At 62.3% G+C, this 17,725-nt stretch carries 11 protein-coding genes; 5 read left to right on the top strand and 6 right to left on the bottom strand.

Going from position 1 to position 17,725, the window contains the following annotated elements:
- Positions 1-5: 5 nt before the first annotated feature.
- Genes rhaT through H7692_RS14995 form a run of 3 tightly spaced genes read right to left on the bottom strand, consistent with a single transcriptional unit; the run spans position 6 to position 3,657 of the window.
- Positions 6-1,079 (bottom strand): L-rhamnose/proton symporter RhaT, encoded by a 1,074-nt coding sequence (gene rhaT, locus H7692_RS15005; protein WP_227340449.1) that lies wholly within the window; start codon positions 1,077-1,079, stop codon positions 6-8.
- Positions 1,076-2,239 (bottom strand): L-lactate dehydrogenase, encoded by a 1,164-nt coding sequence (locus H7692_RS15000; protein ID WP_390881121.1) that lies wholly within the window; start codon positions 2,237-2,239, stop codon positions 1,076-1,078. Before H7692_RS15000 ends, rhaT begins: the two co-directional genes overlap by 4 nt.
- Complete coding sequence (locus tag H7692_RS14995; RefSeq protein WP_227340448.1) at positions 2,239-3,657, bottom strand: FGGY-family carbohydrate kinase; 1,419 nt, start codon at positions 3,655-3,657, stop codon at positions 2,239-2,241. Before H7692_RS14995 ends, H7692_RS15000 begins: the two co-directional genes overlap by 1 nt.
- Before the next feature lie 134 nt (positions 3,658-3,791).
- Between H7692_RS14995 and H7692_RS14990 the strand changes: the two genes are divergently transcribed.
- From H7692_RS14990 to H7692_RS14980, 3 genes are read left to right on the top strand one after another with little or no spacing between them, the layout of a single operon-like run.
- Complete coding sequence (locus tag H7692_RS14990) at positions 3,792-5,903, top strand: bifunctional rhamnulose-1-phosphate aldolase/short-chain dehydrogenase (RefSeq protein ID WP_201927380.1); 2,112 nt, start codon at positions 3,792-3,794, stop codon at positions 5,901-5,903.
- Positions 5,872-7,215 carry a TIM barrel protein gene (locus tag H7692_RS14985; RefSeq protein ID WP_227340447.1) on the top strand — a complete coding sequence of 448 codons (1,344 nt, stop codon included), beginning with the start codon at positions 5,872-5,874 and terminating at the stop codon, positions 7,213-7,215. Before H7692_RS14990 ends, H7692_RS14985 begins: the two co-directional genes overlap by 32 nt.
- A 45-nt stretch (positions 7,216-7,260) precedes the next feature.
- Positions 7,261-8,055: a DeoR/GlpR family DNA-binding transcription regulator gene (locus tag H7692_RS14980; protein ID WP_201927382.1), complete on the top strand. Its 795-nt coding sequence runs from the start codon at positions 7,261-7,263 to the stop codon at positions 8,053-8,055.
- Positions 8,056-8,762: 707 nt separating this feature from the next.
- Here the strand turns inward: H7692_RS14980 and H7692_RS14975 are convergent.
- Genes H7692_RS14975 through H7692_RS14965 form a run of 3 tightly spaced genes read right to left on the bottom strand, consistent with a single transcriptional unit; the run spans position 8,763 to position 14,279 of the window.
- The gene (locus H7692_RS14975; protein ID WP_227340445.1) at positions 8,763-9,698 is read right to left on the bottom strand and encodes a hypothetical protein; all 936 of its coding nucleotides are present in this window, start codon (positions 9,696-9,698) and stop codon (positions 8,763-8,765) included.
- 56 nt (positions 9,699-9,754) lie between these two features.
- A complete protein-coding gene (locus H7692_RS14970; RefSeq protein WP_227340444.1) occupies positions 9,755-12,883 on the bottom strand; it encodes a TonB-dependent receptor domain-containing protein in 3,129 nt (1,042 codons plus the stop codon).
- Positions 12,884-12,920: 37 nt separating this feature from the next.
- A complete protein-coding gene (locus tag H7692_RS14965) occupies positions 12,921-14,279 on the bottom strand; it encodes a dicarboxylate/amino acid:cation symporter (RefSeq protein ID WP_314817490.1) in 1,359 nt (452 codons plus the stop codon).
- Positions 14,280-14,585: 306 nt separating this feature from the next.
- Between H7692_RS14965 and H7692_RS14960 the strand changes: the two genes are divergently transcribed.
- Together H7692_RS14960 and H7692_RS14955 are read left to right on the top strand one after the other, a co-directional pair.
- Positions 14,586-16,307: a sensor histidine kinase gene (locus H7692_RS14960; RefSeq protein ID WP_222137311.1), complete on the top strand. Its 1,722-nt coding sequence runs from the start codon at positions 14,586-14,588 to the stop codon at positions 16,305-16,307.
- Positions 16,304-17,641, top strand: coding sequence for a sigma-54-dependent transcriptional regulator (locus tag H7692_RS14955; RefSeq protein ID WP_222137310.1), 1,338 nt, complete (start codon positions 16,304-16,306; stop codon positions 17,639-17,641). Before H7692_RS14960 ends, H7692_RS14955 begins: the two co-directional genes overlap by 4 nt.
- Positions 17,642-17,725: the final 84 nt, after the last annotated feature.

Genomic DNA, 17,725 nt, shown 5'->3' with positions numbered 1-17,725 from the left:
TAGGGTCAATGCGCCGCCGGCGCGCCAAGCATATTTCCCGCTCCAATGATGACGGTCGACCCGACCAGCAGCGCGATGCCGCTCCATACCATCGTGCGCGTCCTTCTGCTCGCTCCCATCCATTCCTTCAGCGCAAATCCCCAGAGCGTAGAGAACAGAATGATGCTCGCCATGTGAAGCGTCCAGGACGAGAATCCATATTCCCCCATCTGGCTTTCGCCCATCGTGTAAAAGAAGAACTGGCCGTACCAGAGCGTCCCGCCGAGAGCGGCCAACAGATAGTTGGCCAAAAGCGGCACACGCCCGACGGCTTCGCCCTTTTGGTTCCCGATCCACTCCCCCGCGCTGCGGTTCTTCCAGATCAGATAGCCACACCAGATGCTGTTCGTCGTCAGGCCGCCCAGAAGCACGATGCAAAGCACCGGAAGGCCCTGGCTCAAGGTTGGCGTTCCAGCCGCGAGGCTGAGTTCGCGGATCGGCGCGCCCGCATCGAGTCCCCATGCAAAGCATCCCGACATGACGCCAGAAAAGATTGCGATCAGCAGCCCCTTTCGAAGATTGAATTCGGCGACGCCGACCGACGCTGCATCGCCGAGCTCGACGTCCTTGGCGTGACCGGCGCGCGCGACGACGACAATCCCGACGAGCGTCACCACGATACCAGCGAGCGTCAGCGCGCCGCTCCGCGTCGCGGCGATTGCCCAGAGCGTTCCGTGGAAGATGGGCGGCCCCAATGTCCCGATGACTGTCGTCAGCCCAAGTGCCACGGCCATCCCGAGCGAAAGACCAAGATAACGAAGCGTCAGTCCGAACGTCAGTCCCCCGAAGCCCCACATCGCCCCCCAGAACCAGCACCAGAACAACGTCGCCGCGGGCGTTCCGGCGAGGACCTGCAACAGACTTTCGGTTTGCAACGCCGCGAACAGCCATGGAGCGATCGCCCATGAAAAAATGCCACCGGTCAGCCAGAAGATTTCCCATGACCACAAGCGAATGCGCTTGTACGGCACGTAAAAGCTCGCCGATGCGAACCCGCCAAGCCAATGAAAAAATACGCCCAGCACGGGGTTGCCGTTCATCGCATCGTCCCTTCCACATTATGATCCTGCACTAAAACCGAAGCGTCGATTTCGTCGATTCTCGTCACACCGGTCAGGGCCATCGCCACGCGCATTTCGGCCTCAATGATTTCAAGCATCCGAGTGACGCCCGCCTCGCCCCCTGCCGCCAAAGCCCAGGCCCAGGCACGACCGAGCATCACGCCGCGTGCTCCGAGCGCGAGTAAGCGAACGACATCGAGTCCCGACCGGACGCCGCCGTCAGCAAGAACCGTCAGCTCGCTGCCGACCGCATCGGCAATCGCCGGCAATACGCTCGCTGTCGAAGGAACGCCGTCGAGCTGCCTGCCGCCATGGTTTGACACGACGACACCGTCGGCGCCGAGACGCGCGGCCTCGCGCGCATCATCGACATCGAGCACGCCCTTGACGATGAGCAGGTCGCCCCATTCGGCCCGGATGAAATCGAGATCGCGCCAGGTCGTCGATGGATCAAAATTGTTCCGCATCCAGGCAAAGAAATCCTCGATCCCCGTCCGGCCATCGAGCACCGGCGCAACATTGCCGAGATGATGAGGTTTTCCGCGCAGTCCGACATCAATTGCCCAGCCGGGGCGCATCGCGGCCTGCATGGCCCGTCGCGCAGCTCCACGCCATCCTGGCGCGCCGGCAAGCCCCGTCCGATAGTCGCGATAACGGGTGCCCGGCACAGGCATATCCACGGTAAAGACCAGTGCCGGGCACCCTGCCTCGCGCGCCTGCGCCAGTAGGTCGCGCATGAAGCCGCGGTCGCGGATCATGTAGAGCTGGAACCAGAATGTTCCCCCGCCTGCAGCCGCGACCTCGCCGATCGGACAGGCCGACACCGTCGAGAGGGTGAACGGAACCCCTGCCTTGCGCGCAGCACGAACCGCCTGGCACTCGCCCCGCCTTGCGTTAAGGCCAGCGAGGCCGATTGGTGCTAGCGCGAGCGGAAGTTTGAACGTCTCGCCAAACAGCGATGCCGAGAGGTCGACGGACGACACGTCGCGGAGGACACGCTGGCGAAGCGCCACGCGTTGCAAGTCATCGACATTGCGGTTCAGCGTTGCCTCGGCGAAGGACCCGCCGACGATATATTCGTACAGGAAGCGCGGCAGACGGCGCCGCGCCCTCACCTGCATATCCGCGATGCTCGCCATCATCGTGCCACGCCGCTCCCGATCCGATCTGCAATCGCGGCCCGCCATTTCGTTCGATAGGTTTCGAGATCGACGTCGAGGGGGGCGACGGCGTGCAATGGCGCGCCGGGCGCGATGCGCCGGTCGATTGCACACAATGCCCCGAAAGAAGCGTCAATGTGCACCGGACTGGTACAAACGGCGAGGTCGGGCCGTAGCCGCGCGAGGCTCCTTACGAACACCGCGGCGGCCGCGAACCGCCCTTCGACGAGGATGCGCTCCGTCGCGCCGATCAAGTCGAGCGATGCATCGGCGACGAGCGCAGCATAGATACAAGCGCCTGCGCTGCGCTCGAGCCTGCTCGGCTGAGCGCCGAGCCACTCGCCCTTTGCATGGGCGAACGGGCCATTGCCCGGCGCGAACGTCGGCAATATCATCGTCCCGAGACCGGCGAAATTTTCCGCCGCCGCGAGCAGGCGCGACTGGTCGGGGCCATGATCGACGCGCACGGCTTCCGGTCCGGCAACCGTTTCTATTTCGCGCCCGCCCATGAAGCGCGCCGACGGCACCGGCCGGCCATCGACATCGACGTTGACGAGGCAGTCGCGCCCCTCGGGCAGAGAGGGAGTCGCCTCCCCCTGCTCTGGCGAGCGCATTGCGACGAACCAGGTGCCCGTCGACAAGATCGTAGCATCGCCAGACGACAGTTCGCGGCAGCTTCGCGCAGCAAGCAGCGCTGCGTTACTGTCGTGCATGCCTGCATGAACGGCAACGCGCGCGGAAAGGCCGCTTTGATCGGCGATCGCGCGCCGTAGAAAACCGATTTGCTCGCCCGCGTGCGCAAACGGGGCAAATCTTTCTCCCCAGCCCTTGCGGTCGGCGAGCGGGGAGAAGGATTTGGCCTCCGGATGCCAAAGGTCGGAATGACAGCCCAATGTCGTGATCTCGCTGCGCGCTTCACCGCACAGAAACCACGCCCAATATTGCGCCCAGGGTACAAGCGTGGCGCGCGCCATCGCGGCAGGATAGACCTGCTCGAGAAGATATAGTTGCGCACCGAGGTTGAGCCCGCCGGGAAGAGCGGGAGATCCTGTGAGAGCAAATGCGTCGCGCTCGGCTCGGTATTCGGCAAGATGATGCGCCGACAGATCTTGCTCATAGTCGAGCGGCAGGAACGCCATATGATCGTCGACGAGGGCGACGACCGCTGCGCCATGGCCGACCGGAATGATCGCCTCGACCGGATGGTCTGCATATTCCGCAAGGGCACCGATCAACCAGTGGCCGATTGCATGCACGTCGAGTCGCCGCAGGCCGCCCTCCTCCACCGCCGCGTTAGGACGCACCTGCCGGTTCAGTATGCGGCCATCACCCGTCCACAGGCTGACCTTGCTGAGGGTCTTGCCCAAATCGACGACGATGTAGCGCCCTTCACCCAATCATCTTCTCCCATATTCCTGATCTGAAATGCTCATTATCAATCATTATTGCTCATTTCCACTAAAAATGCTAGCAGCCGTTTCGACTGATGCAAAATTCGCGCGCGAAAGCGCCAAACAGGAAAAGGCAGGCCATGAACGAGTTCCTTACCGAAAACGCCCCTGGAACGGCATTTGCCGTACCCTCGTCCCGTTGGGACGAATCGGCTGCGGCAACCATGAGCGCCGAGGAGCTTCTTCTCTATCGCTCCAACCTCTTGGGGTCCGACCTGACGGTCACCAATTTCGGCGGCGGGAACACCTCGGCGAAGCTCACTGACGTCGACCCGCTCACGGGCGACAAGGTCGACGTCCTGTGGGTCAAGGGTTCGGGCGGCGACCTTGGGTCGATGGCGCTGGACGGTTTCGCGACACTTTATCTTGAAAGGCTCTTGGGCCTTGAAAAATTTTACGCAGGTCCGGACGATGACGACAAGATGGTCGGCTATCTGCCGCACTGCACTTTCAATCTCAACAACCGTGCGGCCTCGATCGACACGCCGCTGCATGCGTTGCTGCCCTTTGCGCATGTCGACCATGTCCACCCCGACGCGATCATAGCGCTCGCGGCCTCGTCGACCGGCGAAACGGCGACGCGCGAAATCTGGGGCGGCCGGATCGGCTGGCTTCCATGGAAGCGCCCTGGCTACACTCTTGCCGTCGAATTGCGCGATTACGTGAGCGCCAACCCGGGGATCGAGGGCGTGATGCTCGCCGGTCACGGGATCATCTGCTGGGCGGACAGCGCGAAGCAATGCTATGAACACACGATCGCCCTGATTTCCGATGCCGCGCAATATCTAAACCACCGGATTGCCGGCCGCCCCGCATTCGGCGGCGTCGAGCACGCGCCCGACCCAGATCGTGCGGCCATAGCATCGGAATTGATGCCGCGACTTCGCGGTCTGCTGATCGGAGCCCGTACCAAGGTCGGCCATTTTTCCGACGACACCGAAACCTTGGAATTTGTCGGATCGGTCGATTTCGAACGGCTCGCAGCGCTCGGCACATCCTGCCCCGATCATTTCCTGCGCACCAAGATCGCTCCATTGACGCTCGACCCGGCACGCCTCGCCGACACCCAATATCTCGCCGCCAGCATCGAGGCGTATCGCGAGCGATATGCGTCCTATTATGCGCGCTGCAAAAGACACAATTCGCCCGCCATGCGCGACGCGAATCCGGTCGTCATCCTGGTTCCCGGCATTGGACGCATCACATTTGCCGCCGACAAGGTGACGGCACGCCTGGCGGGCGAATTTTACGGCAACGCGATCAATGTCATGCGCGGCGCGGAAGCGATCGGCGAATATGTCGCACTCGACGAACAAGAGGCGTTCGACATCGAATATTGGCTTCTCGAGGAAGCCAAATTGCAGCGCATGCCGGCTCCCAAACCCCTCGTCGGAAAGATCGCCCTGGTTACGGGAGGCGCCGGAGGGATTGGCGCCGCTACCGCAGCCCGCCTCCTCGCGGACGGCGCCTGTGTACTACTCGCCGATCGTGACGCCGATGCCCTTGCAGAGGTTTGCGACTCCTTTGGCCGCCGTTTCGGCCACGACCCGATACGCAAGGCAATCTGCGACGTGACCGACCCCGAAGCGATCAAGGCAGCAGTCGACATGTGCGCGCGCGAATTTGGCGGCCTCGACATACTTGTGGCCAATGCAGGGATCGCCTCCTCCGCGCCGATCGAGGGCACGAGTATCGAGCTTTGGCGCAAAAATTATGCGGTGCTCGCGGATGGCTATTTCCTCACCGCACGCGCTGCTTTCCCCCTGCTAAGGACGATGCGCGGCCAGGGCGGCAGTTCGATCGTTTTCATCGGATCGAAAAATGCGCTGGTGGCCGCAACAAATGCGAGCGCCTATGCTTCGGCGAAGGCCGCCGCAAATCATCTCGCGCGGTGCCTGGCTCTCGAGGGCGCGGCAGACGGAATTCGGGTCAATGTCGTAAATCCCGATGCCGTCATCAAAGGGTCACGCATCTGGAGCGGCGAGTGGCGCAAGGAACGCGCGGGCGCCCATGGAATTGACGCGGGCGAAGCGCTCGAGCAGCATTACCGCGAACGATCGATGCTCAGGCGGGACGTGCTACCGGAAGACATTGCGGAGGCTGTCTATTTCCTCGCATCCGAAATGTCTGCAAAATCGACCGGCAACATGATCAACGTCGATGCCGGCAACGCGCAAGCGTTCACGCGCTGAGCGAGCAGAGAGAATTACAATGACACACGGTCTTATTTCCGACGAGTTGATTGCCGAAAGAAACGCGCGCGCGCGCGCCGCGCTCGATGAAGATTATGCCGCACTCGGCAAGCAGCTCGATCGAGCGGACATCGCAATTGATTCGATCACACAGAGCATTTCGTCCTTTTCGGTCGCCGTGCCGACCTGGGGCGCGGGACGCGGTGGGACGCGCTTCGCGAAATTCCCGATTCCGGGAGAACCGACGACGATCCACGAAAAGCTGGAAGATTGCGGCGTCATCAATCAGCTGTGCCGAATGACGCCCCGCGTTTCACCCCATTTTCCGTGGGACAAGGTCGCCGATTACCAAGCGCTGCGCGAAGAGGCCGCAGCGGTTGGCCTAGGGTTCGACGCGATCAATTCGAACACATTCCAGGATCAACCGGGGCAATCTCAAAGCTATGCGTCCGGTTCGCTCTCGTCGACCAGCGACGCGGTGCGCCAGCAAGCGGTCGAGCACAACATCGAATGCATCGATATCGGGCGTCAGCTTGGAGCTTCCGATCTGACCGTTTGGGTCGGAGACGGCAGCAACTTCCCGGGTCAACAGGATCTCACTCGCTCATTCGATCGATATCTTGAAGCCGTGGGTTTGATTTATGCCGCTCTTCCTGGCGACTGGCGTCTCTTGATCGAGCATAAGATGTTCGAGCCCGCATTCTATTCTTCGGTCATCTCTGATTGGGGATCGTCGATCCTTGCCGCGCAGGAACTCGGACCGAAGGCCCAATGTCTCGTTGATCTTGGGCATCATGCCCCCAATGTGAATATCGAACAGATCGTTGCGAGGCTGAACCGATTTGGCAAACTCGGAGGTTTCCATTTCAACGACAGCAAATATGGGGACGACGATCTCGATTCAGGATCGATCAATCCGCACCAGCTTTTCCTGATATTCAATGAACTGGTCGAAGCCGAACGAAATTCGGGGAGCTCGTTCAGGCCGAGCTATATGATCGACCAGTCGCACAATGTCACCGATCCGATCGAAAGCATGATGATGTCGGCAGATTGCATCGCCGCCTCCTACGCCAAGGCTCTGCTCGTCGATCGGGCGGCGTTGCACGACGCCCAGGAGCGCAACGACGCGATGGCGGCCTTTCAAGCACTTCGCCGCGCCTATAATATCGATGTGACGCCCATCGTCGCAAAAGCCCGCGCCGAGGCCGGAGGCGCTATCGATATGATTGCAACCTACCGCGACAGCGGATGGCGACAGCGCAAGGCGCAGGAACGCCAGCGTGTCGGGCTTGGGGCGGGAATCGTTTGATCGAAACTGATTGAAAACAGGCGAATCGTGGCGCATTGTCATGCGATGCACGCCACCGAACGCGAACAATTTATCCTCTCCCTCCTCGAGACCAGAGGATTTGTTTCATTTCGAGAACTTGAAGAAAAGGTCGACGGGTCGGCCGCAACGATCCGTCGCGACCTTGAACGATTGGCCAGCAACGGCCGACTGGTCAGGGTTCGCGGCGGCGCCCGACTTCCACCCGAAACCGAAGACGACGGCGCGCCTCGAGAGAAGGAGTTCCATCTTCAAGGCGTGCCCTTTCACGAGAATATCGCACTCAATCGCAAGCAAAAGGAGGCGATCGGCGCGGCAGCGGCACGCCTTTGTCGGCCAGGCGAAGCCGTGATGATCGACGGCGGGTCAACAACGCTGCAAATGTGTCCCCATTTGCAAGGGCTCAATCTTTCCGTTCTCACAAATTCGCTCCATATCGTGTCCGCACTTATAAATCAGTCTGGAACGCGTGTTCTGGTGCCATCGGGCGCCGTCTTTCCGGAACAATCGATTATTCTCTCGGTCTTCGAAGATGCCGGCATGCCGCAATTCCACGCGCCAAAGCTCTTTATTGGTGCCGCAGCGATCGGAGGCGGCGGGATGATGCAGGTCGATCCGGTCCTGGTCGCAGCCGAGCGGCAACTCATCGAACGCGCGGACGAGATCATCCTGCTGGCAGACGCCTCCAAATTCGACGCTCCGTCGGGTCATATCGTGTGCCCGCTTGCAGAGATTGACATGGTGGTGACCGACGACCGACTGGTCGACAAACACGCCAAGATGATCGAGGATGAGGGCGTAAGAATTGTCATAGCGCCGTGAAGACGATCAGACCCGACGCTTTCAATGTACGGAACACCATGCAGTAGGTGTTTGGGACAAATGCGTGACGGAACCCTTGGCTCGTATTGCCAGAATAGTAGGATTTCTGTATTTTATATTTTTAAAAATTTAAATTTGGAGCAATCAGATTTATAATCTGAGCACATATATTATCATTTCGGCGCGACAGGCGGATCTGAGATGGAAAGTCCGACAACAATACTTCGTCGCGATATTTTTTTGGCGTCGCTGGCGGTCCGCCCGACGGCCAAGAAACGCGAAGTTGCACACACTGTCTCATTCCGGCCGTCCAGCCGCATGCAATCCCCTCTGAAATCATTCGATAAATTTCAAGCAGCGCCTGATCTGTGGAGATTCTTGTATGAATGCAGCTCGAATCCGATCCACGAACTGGAGACATCTGACCGCCAACGCCAAGGAGCTTCGACCTTGCGCCTCGACCGCCCTCTCGAACCGCTGGGATGGGGTGGCATAGGCAATGCAGCGCCGAAAGATGGAGCGGTTGGGAGTGTGGCCGCCCGACCTTGCCACCGTCGGAATTCACGATTTCGACGAAGGGCAGCAAAACGAAACCGCATCGGGTGTTGAAGAATGGACGACAGCCGACCGGACGCCGCATCCGACAGAAACGATCGTCGAATCCCCGGCTGAGTTGCGGACAACTGACCGCGCGCCGCGGCGAACTATTATCGCACGCGCTGGCAGGCTCGCCCTGGCTCGATGCGGGCATCGCCGAACAAAAAGGCGATGGCGTCGCCCGCCATTCCGGCATTGTCGTGTGCGACGCCAGGGACCAGACCGCAGCTCCAGCCGAAGGCATGTGAGCCAGCGGCGGCATAAGCGCTGGCGCGGGAATAGAAATTTTTCCCGCGCGCAAGGCGGTGGGCACCTTGTGCCATCGCCTCGGGCTGACGCGGCAGACTTTTATGATCGGGATCATTGTCTTCGGTGCCGAGCAGCACCAGCATCGGAACTGCGAACGCCTTTTGGGGATCCCACATGCCGGCGGGCAGCCCCGCAAGCCCGAAAGGCCAGCGGACCGCCGGATCGATCGCGGCATAGGAACCGGCGTTCGCCGACACCGCGCGCGCCAGATGCGGCCCGCCGCCCGATAGCACATAACGATGCACGAACTGCGCGCCGCCCGAATGACCATAAACCGAATAGGTTTCGGCGCTCAGTCCTTCGCGGCGCTTGATCGCAACGAAAATCGGCTCGACGGTCGCAAAGGACCATTGGGCACGCGGCCTCGGCGCGCCGTCTTTTTCCGCGAACCAGCCATGGCTGTAGGACTCAACCCCCGGAAAGGCACTTCGGCTATATTCGGGAACGATCAGGACGATGTTGTTCCGGCGTGCCAGGTCGATCCACTGGTTCATATAATTGTCGGCGTCGCGCTGAACTCCATGGAAAACGAACAGGACCGGTGCGTCGGCGCCAGCGCCCGCCGGGCGGAAAATCCAGACTGGAAAGGCGGGGCCCGCCCAGCCGTCAAAGGTGAACCGTTGGACTCCGGCGGCGAACAGGGATTTCTGCAGCGCGGTTTCGCCAGGCGGGGCGGCAACCGCCGACGCCGGGCCGGACGCGCATCCTGCCAGCGCCAACAGCACCGCGCCCGCCATGGCCTTCACGCGCCCAGTGGACCAAGCGCGCGAAGCCGGAGCCGTCGGGGCGGCCATCAAAAGCTGCCCCGAAGCTGGACGTAAAATTCACGCGGCTTCACCGAGTGATATTCGGGGTAATAGCCATAGCTTTCGTCGACGAGCGGCGGTTTGCCGTCGAAGACATTGTTCACCCCCAGCCGCAGGCGAATGTCGCGGCGGTCGCCAAGGCGAAAACGATACTCGCCATAGAGGTTGACGCGCCAATCCTCCTTGACCTTCCAATAGACGGTTTCGCCATCGACGGTGATGTCGGCGCTGGTGTCGAGCATGTCGGAGACATAACGGACCGAGCCGCCCATGCTGAAATCCTTGAGCCGCCATCCAAAGGTCGCGGTACCGCGCCAGCGCGGATTGCCGTCGAGCTTGATCCGGTCGACCTGCAGCGCGGCGAAGTCGCCGGCAAAGGCCGGGTTGTCCGCCAGCGCGGCAAGCAGTTCGTTTCGTACGACGTCGAGCCTGTTGAGATAGGTCGCCTCGATCCCGAAACGGAAAATGCCCGCCGATCCGGCATCGAAGCTCGTCGCAAGACCGAAGTCGAAGCCGTCGGCGATCTGCCGATCGAGGTTGATATAGGGGTCGATCACATAGAGCACCTGCCCCGCCGCCTGGCGCGGCGAGTCGGGGTTCGCGGCATTATAGGCATCGAACGCCGCCTGGTCCGCCGCCGTCACCGGCGCGCGGACGACGTTGGGGTTGCTCGATCCCTGCTGGCGCAGCAGGAAGTCGAGCGCGAGCGCCTCCTGGTCGCCGAATGCCCCGATCACGCCCTTCTGCTCGAAGCGCCAATAGTCGACATTGATGGCAAAGCGCCGGATCGCCGAGCTCGAAAAGGCTTTTTTGAGGTCGAGCGTCGCGCCAACGACGATCGTCTCGGTATCCTCATTTTCGAGGTTCGGGTTCGACTGGCGCACCGAGGCAAGATAGGCGTCCCCGGTCGAAACCGGGTCGCCGGTGACGTCGCGCCGGTAGTAATCCTCGTTGCCGAGGTTGAGGCGCGATACGTCGCCGCGGTTGAGCTGGACAAGGTTCGGGACGCGGAAGCCCTGCGAATAAGCCGCGCGCAGGTTGAATGCTTCGACCGGGAACCAGGACAGCGCGACCTTTGGCTTCACCGCGCCGTCGTTGATGTCGTTGAAATATTCGCCGCGCACCGCGAGTTGGAGCGTCAGATCGTTGATGAACGTCCCTTCGCCGCGGTGGAGCGGAACAAGCGCTTCGCCGAAGGCGGAAAAGACATCGCGTCCCGCGCTCGAATCGCGCGTCGGGCTGACACCGACGACATCGGAAATTCCCGACACATTCTCGTCCGAGAAGATGATCGTCCCGTCGAGACGGGGATCGCGATCCTCTTCATAATAGTCGTGCCGCCATTCTGCCCCGAAGGCGAGGCCGACCGGACCGTCGATAAGGTCGAAGGCAGCGCTGTTCGAAATGCGGAAATCAGCCGTCGTCAGCGTCGTCTTGCCGACATTGGTATTGGAGATGCGAACGCGACCCCATTGCTCTTGCGTGTTCGCATTGGGGCCACCGAACGGGTTGATCGCGTCGGGCGTCGATTTGGCCAGCTCGGCGGCGAGCAGCGTCTTCGACAGGCGATTGCTTTCGGTGTCGGCGGTGCGGTTGCCGCTTGTCGCGATCGCGCCTTCCCAGTCCCACTGGCCGAACTGGCCGCGCAGCCCGGCGAGGAGGCGATAGGTTTCGGTCTTGGTATCGATGAAGCGCGGGCCGAGGTCGGTGGGGCGCCAGTTGACGAGAAGCACGTCGCGCCCTTCTGCGGGAACGTCGGTGGCGTTCAGCCCCGGAAGGCGGTTGGGACTGCCGACCGCGCCAAATGGATTCCAGTAGTTGCTCGCCGGAACGATCAGGAAAGCGAGTCCGCTGTCAACCGGCTGCGCGGCGCGGTTCGAACTGGTCGTCGCACGATAATAGAGCGCCTCGGAGAATAGTTCGACCCCGCTGCCGAACTCATGCTCCAGATTGGCATAGGCATTGTAGCGCTTCGCCGAGGAGATAAGCTGCCGCCCCTTCGCCGTTATCGGGTCATTGGTGACATTGACGCCTTCGTTCAGCGAATTGTTTGGCTGGTTGGCGCCAAAGTCATAGCGAAGCACCGCGTCGAGCGAGCCGTCGTCGAGGCCCATGCAACCCTCGCTCCCCGTCCCCAGCACCGCGCGGGTGCCCGCGAAATCGCATGGCTGGATGTGGAACACCCCGGTCGTGCTGGTGAGCGCCGTCGTGCCCTGACGGACGCGCTGGCCGACGAAGACGCCTTCCGAATTGACCGACCCGACCTGGAACTGGCCGAAGGGCGAGGAGGTCGATGTGTTGCGGAAATCGGTCGTTTCGGTCGCGAAGGGCGAATCGCCCAGGAAAGCGCGCTTGTCGACGGTGTTGAACTGGCCGCCAAGCTCGCTCGAAAACAGACCGTTGCGGTCATAATAGCTGCCCGAGAACATGACGCGCGTGCGCCCCTGATTGAACTCGAGCCCAAAACCGCCGTCGACGGTTATCTCGTCCGACTTGGTTCCTTCGAGCGTGCTGTATTCGAAGTTGAGGATGTTGCGGCGGAAATTGGCATCGAGGATCGTGTTGACGACGCCGGCCGTCGCGTCCGATCCGTAGAGCGCCGATGCGCCGTCGCGCAGCACCTCGACGCGGTCGATTCCCGTCGCGGGAAAGGCGTTGACGTTGACGATCTGGCGCGGGGTCGAGCCGATGTCCTGGTTCGCAGCGTGCGCCGCGATGCGGCGGCCGTTGAGCAGGATCAGCGTATTGCCGGTACCGAGCCCGCGCAGGTTCACCGTCGCGACGTCGCCGCGCGCGTCATTCGGTCCGTCGGCAGCGCCGTTGATCTCGGCCGACCCTGCCTGCGCGATATATTCCATGATCTCGCCGGTCGAGCTCGCGCCGAAGCTGTCGATCTCTTCCTTGCTGAGCGTCGTCACTGCGATTGCGCCGCTGTCCGATGCGCCCTTGATGTTCGATCCGGTAACGACGATTTCCTGATCGCTCGCCGCCGTTTCGTCGGCGACGTCGTCGGGGGCATTCTGCGCCTGGGCTGCGGCGGCCCAACCGCCGGCGGCGAGAATCAAGGCGATGCGGCTGCTTTGGCGCACCCAGCGAGCTTTCGGTGTCTGTGTCATATCTTCCCCCATAGCGGTTCTTGTTTCAGGCTTTGATTCAATCGGACGGTGCATCGGCGGCGAGGTCGCCCCGCAGCGGCAGGCTTTCGGCCAGCGGTGGCTGGTGGGTGCGCAACGCGAGGTGGAGCGCTTCGCGATTGAGCGCCCCTTCCCACCCCGCGACGACGATCGCCGCCAGCGCATTGCCGATGAAATTGGTGAGCGCGCGACACTCGCTCATGAAACGGTCGATGCCGAGGATCAGCGCGAGCCCTGCGACGGGCACCGACGGGACGATGGAGAGCGTCGCGGCGAGCGTAATGAAGCCCGCGCCGGTCACGCCCGCCGCGCCCTTCGAACTCACCATCGCGACAAGCAGCAGCGCGAGCTGATCACCGAGCGACAGGTCGACGCCAGTCGCCTGCGCGATGAACAGCGCCGCAAGCGTCATGTAGATGTTCGTGCCGTCGAGGTTGAAGCTGTAGCCGGTCGGCACGACCATGCCGACGACGGGCTTCGCGCAGCCCGCGCGCTCGAGTTTTTCGATGAGACTCGGCAGCGCCGCTTCCGACGAGGAAGTGCCTAGGACGAGCAGCAACTCGGCCTTCAGATAGGCAATCAGGCGAAAAATGGAGAAGCCGCACAGTCGCGCGACCGCGCCGAGAATGACGACTACGAAGAAAATCGACGTGAGATAAAAGGTCGCGATCAGCGTACCGAGGTTGGCAAGGCTTCCGACACCATATTTGCCGATGGTGAAGGCCATCGCGCCGAATGCGCCGATCGGCGCAAAGCGCATCAGCATGCCGACGAGGCGGAAAAAGACCACCGACAGCTTCTCGAACATGCCAAGTATCTGCGCCCCGGGTTCGCCCGCGTGCATCAGCGCCAGCCCGAAGAGGATCGCAACGAAAAGTGCCTGAAGGATCGACCCGGAAGTGAGCGCCGACACAAAGGTCGTCGGGATGATCTCCAACAGAAAGGCGGTCAGCGTCGCGTCATGCGCCTTGGCCTGATAGTCGGCAATTGCGCCCGCATCGAGCGTTGCAGGGTCGATGTTCATCCCTGCCCCCGGCTGCACCACATTGGCGACGACCAGCCCAACGATCAGCGCGAGCGTCGAGAAGAAGAGGAAATAGGCAAAGGTCTTGGCTGCGACGCGCCCGAGCGTTTTCGCCTCGCCCACCGATGCGATGCCTGTGACCACGGTGAGGAAAATCACCGGGGCGATAATCATTTTCACAAGCTTGATGAAACCGTCGCCGAGCGGACGAAGCGCCTCGCCGGTTGCGGGCGCAAAATGGCCGATCAGCACCCCCGCCGCGATTGCCGCCAGCACCTGCACATAAAGCTGGGCATACCAACGCCGACGCGGCGCGGCCTCGCATGGAGCAGTCAAATCGAGCGCTACGGCCACCGGCCTCTCCCCTCTTGCACCTGTTCCGGCGCGCATCACCTGGCCGTTGACCGGCCTGCTGCGCAAAAATAGGGAGCCATGGCCTCGCGCGTCAAACGAGCGAGGAAGAATTACACCTTATTGATTTCACGTATTTTTTCCTTTCCAACATGCACCTGCACCCATCGCTATGTGTGATTTTTCGCATAGACTTTTATCTATTTGTGCGAATATTCGCACATGTTAGCAACAGGCGATTCGCCCATCTCTCCGCCATCAAGGCATCGGCGCCGACTACTCGTCGCGACGATTGTCGGCGCAGCGATCTTGCTCATCGCCGCACTCGGGCTCGCCCAATGGGCCACGCAGCATGGCCGGGCGCAGGCCGATGTCGAGGCGCGGCAGAATGCGCGCGCGCACGCCAGTCTGCTCGAAAGCGAGTTGCAGAAGTTCCGGCTGCTCCCCCGCGTGCTTTCCGAATTTCCCGATGTACGGCTCGCCCTGTCGCGGCGCGGCAATCCGGCCGTCGAGCGGCTCGACCGCGAACTTGCGCAACTGGCCGAGCGGACCGACGCGGCGGTCATCTATGTGATCGACACCGACGGAACGACGATTGCGGCGAGCAACTGGGACAAGGCGACGAGCTTCATCGGTCAGAATTATCGCTTCCGTCCCTATTTCCGCGGCGCGATGGCAAAGGGCGAGGCCGAGCTGTTTGCGCTGGGAACGGTGAGCGGACGTCCCGGCCTGTTCCTCGCACGGCGTGTCGACGACGGCGATCGCCCGCTCGGCGTGATCGTGGTCAAGGTCGAGTTCGACAAGCTGGAGGCCAAATGGGCTGATTCAGGCGCGACCACGCTCGTCACCGATGCGGCGGGAATCGTCATCATGACAAGCGCGCCTGCGTGGCGGTTTCGATCCTATGATGCGCTGCCGCCCGCGACGCGCGCGCGGTTGAAGGCAACCCGCAGCTATGGCGAGGCGGCGCTTGATCCGCTCGCGATACGGCGTTCGGGCGGCGATCTGCGGATCGAGCAGCGGGACGGCGCCACCATCTACCGCGCATTTGCCGAACCTGTGTCGCTACCCGGCAGCCAGCTGCGGCTTTTGCAGCCCGCCCAGCCCGCGCGCGACAGTGCGAACGCCACCGCGCGCGTGATCTTCCTGGTCCTGCTCATCCTCGTTGGCGCCGCCATCGTGACGCTGCTGCGGCTCGTTGAACGACAGGCGCTGCGGCAGGCGGCGCACGCAGCGCTGGAAGGCGAAGTGGCAGCGCGCACGCGCGACCTGCGCGACGCCAATTCCGAGCTCAAGCAGGCCGCCGAACGTCAGGCCGAAGCCGACCGCCGCTATCGCGCCGCGCGCGAAGAACTCGCGCAGGCAAGCAGACTCGGTTCGATCGGACAGATCACCGCCGGGGTCGCGCACGAGATCAACCAGCCGATCGCCGCAATCCGCAGCTTTGCGGAAAACAGCCTCCGCTATCTGGAGCGCGATCAGACGGCAAAGGCCGGCGACAATCTGGCGGCAATCGTCGAACTGACCGAGCGTATCGGCGCAATTACCGGCGAACTGCGCAACTTCGCCCGCCGCGCGCCGGCATCGCTCGGCCCGGTTCCGCTGCAATCGGCGATCGACGGGACCTTGCTGCTGGTCGGCGACAGGCTGCGCGCGCAGGGCATCGCGCTCGACATTCAGATCAACAACCCTGCGGCGTGCGTATATGCGGATCGAGTCCGGCTCGAACAGGTGCTCGTGAATCTGCTGCAAAATGCCGCCGATGCGTTGCACGCGACGCCGGAGCCCCGGGTCGAGTTGCGCGCGCAGGGCACCGATCCCCAGATCATCGATATCTGCGACAACGGCCCGGGCGTACCGGCCGACCTATTGCCGCAGCTCTTCACCCCGTTCGTCACCGGACGCCCCGACGGGCTCGGGCTGGGACTTGCCATCGCCAGCGACATCATGACCGAGTTCGGCGGTTCGCTGACGCTCATCGCATCACCGCTCGGCGGCGCCGGGTTTCGACTGACGTTGAGGACTGCATGAGCCTTTATTCGACCGAACAGACCGTATTTTTCGTCGATGACGACGCGGCGCTCCGCGCGGCCAATGTCCAGACGCTCGAACTCGGCGGCCTGACGGTCGAGGCTTTTGCCGACGCTTCGGCGATGTTGCCGCGCATCGCGACCGACTTTTCGGGCGTCGTCGTCACCGACATCCGTATGCCCGGCATGGACGGCCTCGAGTTACGCGCCGCTATCCATGCGATCGATCCCGACATTCCCGTCATCCTGATAACCGGCCATGCCGATGTCGCGATGGCCGTCCGCGCGCTTCACGACGGGGCCTTCGATTTCCTCGCCAAGCCCTTTGCTTCGGACCATCTGCTCGGCGCTGTGCGCCGCGCGCTCGCGCATCGGGGGTTGATCCTCGATAATCGCCGCCTGACCGCCACGGTGGCCGCGATCGATAGCCCGCTGATCGGTGAGAGTCCGGCGATGCAGCGGCTGCGCGAGACAATCGCGCAACTGGCGCAGGCCGACATCGACGTGCTGATCGAAGGCGAGACGGGAACCGGCAAGGAACTGGTCGCGCACATGCTTCACCGCCAGAGCCGGCGAAGCGCCGCATCGCTGGTCGCGGTCAACTGCGCCGCGCTTCCGCACGATCTGGCAGAGGCAGAATTGTTCGGAAGCGATCTCGTCGATCGCGCGACCGGCAAGCGCGGACAGGCGGGCCGTATCCGCAGCGCGCATCGCGGAACCCTGTTTCTCGACGAAATCGACACCATGCATGCTGGGGTTCAGGCCAAGCTGCTGCGAGTCATCGAAGAACGCGAAGTCCAGCCGATCGGGGCCAGCGAACCCGAACCGGTCGATCTGCGCATCGTCGCGGCGACCAAGATCGACCTGATGGATGCGGTGCGTGCAGGCGCGTTCCGCGAAGACCTTTATTACCGGCTGCACGTCGTCAAGTTGCGGATTCCCGCGCTGCGCGAACGCCGCGGCGACATTCCGCAGACCTTCGCCTATTTCCTCGGCGAAGCAGCGGAAAAAATGGGGCGCACAGGGTTTCAGATCGGCGACGCGGTGCGCCGCCATCTCGTCGAGCATGATTGGCCGGGCAACGTCCGCGAGCTCAAGAATTTTGCGTATAGCGTGGTGCTGGATCTTCCAACCGACGCGCCGCTGGCGGGTATGTCCGACACCGCGCCACTCGGCGAGCGCATCCGGAATTTCGAGGCCGCAATCATTCGCGACACGCTGTGCGAGACGCACGGAGATATCGCTGCGACGGTCGTTCGCCTCAAAATTCCGCGAAAAACGCTATACGACAAATTGAACCGCCACGGCATCGATCCGAAAGCCTATCGAACGTGACGGCCTCAGCCGCTCCCGGGAGGCTGCGTCGTACGCGTCGCCGATGGCACGCCGGCATCATTGATTGCGGCGCACGCGAGCAAC

Source organism: Sphingopyxis sp. P8, assembly GCF_020622175.1.
Lineage (GTDB): Bacteria > Pseudomonadota > Alphaproteobacteria > Sphingomonadales > Sphingomonadaceae > Sphingopyxis > Sphingopyxis jiangsuensis.
Note: the sequence above shows the minus strand (reverse complement) of the source record. Positions and strands in the feature narration are given on the sequence as shown.

What these genes read in the sequence shown, in the direction of transcription:
- rhaT (WP_227340449.1), bottom strand. Translation starts at nt 1,079, where the DNA reads ATGAACGGCAACCCCGTGCTGGGCGTATTTTTTCATTGGCTTGGCGGG.
- H7692_RS15000 (WP_390881121.1), bottom strand. Translation starts at nt 2,239, where the DNA reads ATGGCGAGCATCGCGGATATGCAGGTGAGGGCGCGGCGCCGTCTGCCG.
- H7692_RS14990 (WP_201927380.1), top strand. Translation starts at nt 3,792, where the DNA reads ATGAACGAGTTCCTTACCGAAAACGCCCCTGGAACGGCATTTGCCGTA.
- H7692_RS14985 (WP_227340447.1), top strand. Translation starts at nt 5,872, where the DNA reads ATGCCGGCAACGCGCAAGCGTTCACGCGCTGAGCGAGCAGAGAGAATT.
- H7692_RS14980 (WP_201927382.1), top strand. Translation starts at nt 7,261, where the DNA reads ATGCACGCCACCGAACGCGAACAATTTATCCTCTCCCTCCTCGAGACC.
- H7692_RS14975 (WP_227340445.1), bottom strand. Translation starts at nt 9,698, where the DNA reads ATGGCGGGCGCGGTGCTGTTGGCGCTGGCAGGATGCGCGTCCGGCCCG.
- H7692_RS14970 (WP_227340444.1), bottom strand. Translation starts at nt 12,883, where the DNA reads ATGACACAGACACCGAAAGCTCGCTGGGTGCGCCAAAGCAGCCGCATC.
- H7692_RS14955 (WP_222137310.1), top strand. Translation starts at nt 16,304, where the DNA reads ATGAGCCTTTATTCGACCGAACAGACCGTATTTTTCGTCGATGACGAC.